Here is a 3,736-nt window from a genome sequence, read left to right on the forward strand (position 1 = left end):
ATCCGGAACGAGCCGAGGGGCCCGGCCGTACGGCCGGGCCCCTCGATGTCGCGTACGCCGCCAGGGACTCGAACCCCGGACCCGCTGATTAAGAGTCAGCTGCTCTAACCAACTGAGCTAGCGGCGCCTGGTGACAGGGAAGACTGTAGCACCCGGGGCGGGCGGGACGAAAATCGATTCGGCCGAACGGGGCCGTGACCTGCGTCGCGCTCCGATTCCGGCGCCCCGGGCCGGCGGTCACTCCCCCTCGGTGGGGTCTCCCCGCTCGAGCCGCCGCCCGAAGTCCACCATCCGCCGCGCGTAGTCCTCGCCCCACCCCGCGCGCTCGGCGAGCTGCGCCTCCGTGAGGCGGTCGAAACGCCGCGGATCGGTCAGCCGGGCCGCCGCCATCGCCTGGTACTCCACCGCCCGCTCGGCGGCGTCCCGGAAGGCGACCGCCAGATCCGTCGATCGCTCCAGCAGCTCCTGCGGGTCGGCGACGGACTCCAGACCGAAGAAGTGCTCGGCGTCCACGGCCTGCGCGGGGGGCTCGAAGGTCAGCGACGCCGGCTTGCGGAACCGGGGCCGGGTCGGGCGGGACGTGGTGCTCTCCGTCCCCTCGCCGGGCTGGGTCACGGTGGGATCCGCCTCCTCACGGGCTGCTGCGGTACGACCGCGCGGCGCCGCGTGGCCATCGGCCGGGGCCCCTGGACGGGTCCCGACATCGCAGTCTACGGCCGACCCCCCGGTCGGCGGGAGTGGCGAACCCCGGCCCCCGGCGCCCCGATCGGCGGGGGAGCCCCCTCGCGCCCCCCTGCCCGCCATGGGTGATGATGACCGGAACGGCCCTTCCGCCGGCGGACTCCGCGGGTGGAGGGGACGTCGGCAATCGGGACGCGACGGACGGGAAGAGACGATGGCGGCACGCCTCCTGCTGGTTCGACACGGACGGACCGCCTGGTCCGTGGCCGGCCGGCACACCGGCCGCACGGACGTCCCGCTGCTGGACATCGGCCGCGCGGACGCCGAACGGCTGGGCGGACGCCTGCGCCGTTCCCCCTGGGACGGCCTGCCCGACACCGAGGTGTGGACCAGCCCCCTCTCCCGGGCCCGGGAGACCTGCGAACTGGCCGGTTTCGGCGCCGGTGCCCGCCCGGTGGACGACCTGATGGAGTGGGACTACGGGGCCGAGGAGGGGATGACCCCGGACGAGATCCGGGCCCGGCGCGGCGCCGACTGGCTGATCTGGCGGGACGGCGTCACCGACGGCGAGACCCTGGCGGCGGTGGGGGAGCGGGCCGACCGGGTGATCGCGGGGGCCCGGGAGGGCGGACGCGACGTGCTGATCTTCGCGCACGGTCACATCCTGCGCACGCTGGGGGCGCGCTGGTTGGGGATGGACCCGGCGTTCGCGGCGCACATCCGCCTCGACCCGGCCTCGCTGTCGGTGCTGGGATGGGCCTACGGGGCCCCGGCCATCGAGCGCTGGAACGACACCGGCCACCTCGGCTGACCGGTCGCGATCGGGGGCGGGACCGCCCCGCTCAGGCCGGGGACCGGGGGGCCGGCACGGGGAGCGTGCGGAACCGTTCGCACAGCAGTGCCGGTTCCGGCAGGGACCGGTGCGGCTCCAGCACCTCCACGGTCCGCCCGACGATCTGGCGGACCCGCACGGACCGCACCCGCGCCAGCGAGTCCACCGCCCCCAGGGCGGTGACCGCCGCCTCGCGGGGTTCGCCGGCCAGCGCCTGCTGTTCGGCGAGGATCGCCGAGAACAGGGCGATGTTCCGCACGAAGTGCGGATCGCGCAGCTCCACCGCCTGCCGGGCGGCCCGCGCCGCGCGCTCCGGCTCCCCGAGCGCGGCCCAGCACTGCGCGCTCAGCCCGGCGAACTCGGCGTCGCCGAAGAAGGACATCCACTCCGGGTCGCCGTCCGTGGGGTCGGAACCCGGGTGCGCGCTCTCGGCCCCGGCCAGTGCCTCCTCGCAGGCGCGACGATCCCCCAGCAGGGCCCACCCCCCGGCCTCCCGCAGCAGGAGCAGGGCGCGCAGGCGCCCGGAGGGCACCCGACGGGCGGCCTGCTGTCCGGCCTGCGCCGCGCGGACCGCCTCGCGCGGCCGGTTGGCGTCCCTGGCCAGGAAGGCCAGGTTGCAGAAGGCGTGGGCCTCCAGCGCGGCGTCGCCGGACCACCGCGCGCAGGCCAGCGCCTCGTCGTAGTGCTCCCGGGCCACGTCGAGCCGGCCCGAGTCGTGGGCCAGCCACCCGACGGAGATCGCCAGCTCCCCGGTGCCCGAGCGCAGCCGGTCGTTCACCGCCGGGTCGCGGGCACCGGCGTCCACGAGTTCCCAGGCCAGCCGCAGCTCCTCGCCGGCCCGGGCCAGCAGGTCGCCGGCCCCCTGCCGGTCGTCCAGCAGGCGGATCTCCCGTACCGCCCTCTCCACGGCGGCGGCATCCGACCCGCCGGCGCCCGCGGGACCGGCCGCCGCCGCCCTGGCGCCGAGCCCGACGACCCCCAGCGGGGCCAGGGACGCCACGGCGGCCGGACCGCCGGTCATGAACGCACGACGCAGCACGTCGCTCCTCCCGTCCTCTCGCGGGTCCCCCGCGGGTTCCGGGGGGCCCGGTGGTTCCTCCGGCCCCGCCGGTGGCGGGCCGGGGGCGTCCCACCCGCGGTCCCGGACCCGGGCGGCCCGTCCCCGCACCGACGCGCGGGGGGCGAACCCCAGGTCGGTCAGGGCCCGGCCGGGGAACATGTGCGCGAAGACCCGCTCGTAGGCGTAATTGGGGCAGCGGATCTCCCCCGACTCCACCCGGCCGATGTAGCGGGCGTCGCAGGAGACGTGCTCGCCGATCTCCCGGGCGGCCCGACGGACCTCCGAGGCGAACTCCCCCGGCGAGCGGCTGCCGCGCAACGCGCGGAAGACGGTGTTCGGTACGGGCGCCCTTCCGTCGGCACCGTTGGAAGCTCTCCGTGGTCCCCCGGTCGCGGATGGTTTCGACGCCATGCCCGGACGGTACCGCCGAGCCGGGGGGCGGCGGAGTCTGTTTTGCCGCCGATTCTCCTGAAAAGGCGGATATCCGACTCGTAATTCGCCATGAAGCGCCACCCGTTACGGGGCCATCGGCCCGTAGCCCTTGACGCCCACCCGCGTTGTACGGGGTGAAGCGGGCGCCCCGGCCGTCGGGCGCCCGGGCGACGCGAGGAGGCCCCCATGCTCGATCACCGTCCCGCCGGTACGGCAACCGGCCGGCGTCCGTCCCGAACCGTCCTCCGCCACCCGTCCGATCCGCCGGGCGAACCCTCCCCCGGGCGCGGGGGCGCCGTGCTCGCCCCCGTCCGCCGCGGTCCGGGCGACGGGCACGACCTGGTCACCGTCCCCACCCGGATCGGCCTGGAGGCGGTGGACCTGCTCAGACTCGGCGAGGGCCCGGGCCCCGTACTGTACGACGCCACGGGCGAGACCCTCGGTTTCCTCGTTCCGCAGGGCACCACCGAGCGCTGGGAGGTGCCGGGCAGCGCCTGCGTCCCCACCGCGGGGCCGGCGGCCGGCGGGGAGGGCCGGCCGCCGGTCAACGGCACCGGCTGGCTGATCGCCCCGGAGAGGGCCGCCGCCACCACCACCTGCCCGGACCGCCTCCGGGAGGCACTGCGACGGGCCGGTCGCACCCTGGCCGCCCTGGACCGCTGTCGACACTGACCGGCTCCCGGCCGGCGGCGGCGCCCGCCCCGGGGAACCCACGACGCTCCCCCGAATCC

4 protein-coding genes and 1 tRNA gene are annotated in these 3,736 nt (G+C 76.6%); 2 read left to right on the forward strand and 3 right to left on the reverse strand.

Annotated features, from left to right (window positions below; all coding sequences use genetic code 11):
• Nucleotides 1-53 precede the first annotated feature (53 nt).
• Together FOE67_RS19550 and FOE67_RS19555 are read right to left on the reverse strand one after the other, a co-directional pair.
• Nucleotides 54-127, reverse strand: a tRNA-Lys gene (locus FOE67_RS19550).
• A 110-nt stretch (nt 128-237) separates the two neighbouring features.
• Nucleotides 238-615 (reverse strand): DUF8844 domain-containing protein, encoded by a 378-nt coding sequence (locus FOE67_RS19555; RefSeq protein ID WP_182666097.1) that lies wholly within the window; start codon nt 613-615, stop codon nt 238-240.
• A 280-nt stretch (nt 616-895) separates the two neighbouring features.
• Between FOE67_RS19555 and FOE67_RS19560 the strand changes: the two genes are divergently transcribed.
• Nucleotides 896-1,492 (forward strand): histidine phosphatase family protein, encoded by a 597-nt coding sequence (locus tag FOE67_RS19560; RefSeq protein ID WP_182666099.1) that lies wholly within the window; start codon nt 896-898, stop codon nt 1,490-1,492.
• A gap of 31 nt (nt 1,493-1,523) precedes the next feature.
• Here the strand turns inward: FOE67_RS19560 and FOE67_RS19565 are convergent, their stop codons facing one another.
• Entirely contained in the window at nt 1,524-2,984 is a 1,461-nt protein-coding gene (locus FOE67_RS19565) for an NsdA family TPR-like regulatory protein (RefSeq protein ID WP_228474057.1), read from the reverse strand.
• 207 nt (nt 2,985-3,191) lie between these two features.
• Between FOE67_RS19565 and FOE67_RS19570 the strand changes: the two genes are divergently transcribed.
• Nucleotides 3,192-3,677 carry a hypothetical protein gene (locus FOE67_RS19570; protein ID WP_228474058.1) on the forward strand — a complete coding sequence of 162 codons (486 nt, stop codon included), beginning with the start codon at nt 3,192-3,194 and terminating at the stop codon, nt 3,675-3,677.
• The last annotated feature ends 59 nt before the right edge of the window (nt 3,678-3,736 follow it).

Origin of the sequence: Streptomyces calidiresistens, from assembly GCF_014141525.1 — a bacterium.
Taxonomy (GTDB): Bacteria; Actinomycetota; Actinomycetes; order Streptomycetales; family Streptomycetaceae; genus Streptomyces; species Streptomyces calidiresistens.

Excerpts from the sequence above, each read along its gene's own strand:
- FOE67_RS19560 (WP_182666099.1), top strand. The coding sequence starts at position 896 with ATGGCGGCACGCCTCCTGCTGGTTCGACACGGACGGACCGCCTGGTCC.
- FOE67_RS19565 (WP_228474057.1), bottom strand. The coding sequence starts at position 2,984 with ATGGCGTCGAAACCATCCGCGACCGGGGGACCACGGAGAGCTTCCAAC.
- FOE67_RS19570 (WP_228474058.1), top strand. The coding sequence starts at position 3,192 with ATGCTCGATCACCGTCCCGCCGGTACGGCAACCGGCCGGCGTCCGTCC.